Annotated in this window: 1 protein-coding gene; it reads left to right on the top strand. The window is 70.9% G+C overall.

Going from position 1 to position 1,304, the window contains the following annotated elements; all coding sequences use genetic code 11:
* Positions 1-1,304, top strand: a 1,304-nt coding sequence (locus ACZ47G_RS39630; RefSeq protein WP_465751384.1) for a polyketide synthase dehydratase domain-containing protein, incomplete at both ends; no start/stop codon positions are given.

Genomic DNA, 1,304 nt, shown 5'->3' with positions numbered 1-1,304 from the left:
GGACCCACAACACCCCCACCACCACAACCACCAAAACCCCCACCCCCCACCACACCCCCCTCCCCACCTACCCCTTCCAACACCAGCACTACTGGCTCCACCCGGTCGCCGACTCCGGCGACTTCGGACGGCACAGCACCGGACACCCGCTGGTCGGCGGTGCCATCGAACTACCGGGCAGCGACGCCCTGGTACTCACCGGACGGGTCTCCCTCGAAGCCCAGCCGTGGCTGGCCGACCACGCCGTCCTCGACACCGTCCTGCTCCCCGGCACCGCGTTCCTCGACATCGCCCTGCGGGCAGGGTCCGAGGTCGGCTGCACCCACGCGGAGGACATCACCCTCGACAACCCGCTGCTCGTGCCCGAGAACGGCACGGTCGACCTTCAGATCCAGGTCAACTCGCCTGGCGATGACGGCAGTCGGCCCTTCACGATCCACTCCCGCCGCGGCGACGCCGAGTGGATCCGGCACGCCACCGGCGTACTCTCACCCGAAGCGCCGCCGGCACCGCCGACTCCGCCGCACGCGGCCTGGCCGCCCCCGACCGCCACGCGCCTGCCGATCGCGGACCTCTACGGGCAACTGGCCGGACGCGGCTACACCTACGGACCCGCGTTCCAGGGCCTTCGGGCCGCCTGGCAGGACGCGGACGCCTTGTACGCCGAAGTGGAACTGACCGAGGACGTCAGCGAGGCCGGCTTCGGGGTCCACCCCGCACTGCTCGACGCGGCGCTCCACGTGCGGCTCGCGTCCACCGGTGACGACACGGACCTGGAGCTGCCGTTCTCCTGGTCGGGCGTCAGCCTCCACAGCTACGGCGCGCGAACGCTCCGCGCCCGGATGACCCTCACGGACGACACCACGATCGCCCTGGAGATGACGGACCCGGACGGCAAGCCGGTCCTCACCGTCGGCGCTCTGGCCACACGGCCGGTGGACGCGGCGAAGCTCGTGTCAGGCGACCTCGCGCCGCTGGTGCTGGAGTGGGTCCCCGTCACCACCGACACCACACCCACCACCACACCCACCACCCCCGACATCCTCATCGTCCACCCCCAGAACAACACCACCCCGCTCGACGACCAGCTCACCGCCGCCCACCACACCGCCGAACACACCCTCACCCGCGTCCAGCAATGGCTCGCCCAGGACCGCACCGACAACGCCCACCTCGTCATCATCACCCGGGGTGCCATCTCCACCAGCGCCGACGACCCCATCACCGACCTCCCCGCCGCCACCATCTGGGGACTCATCCGCACCGCCCAGAACGAACACCCCCACACCTTCACCCTCCTCGAC

This window comes from Kitasatospora sp. NPDC030952 (assembly GCF_055571335.1).
The sequence above is the reverse complement of the archived record's forward strand: the minus strand, read 5'-3'. Positions and strand labels throughout refer to the sequence as shown.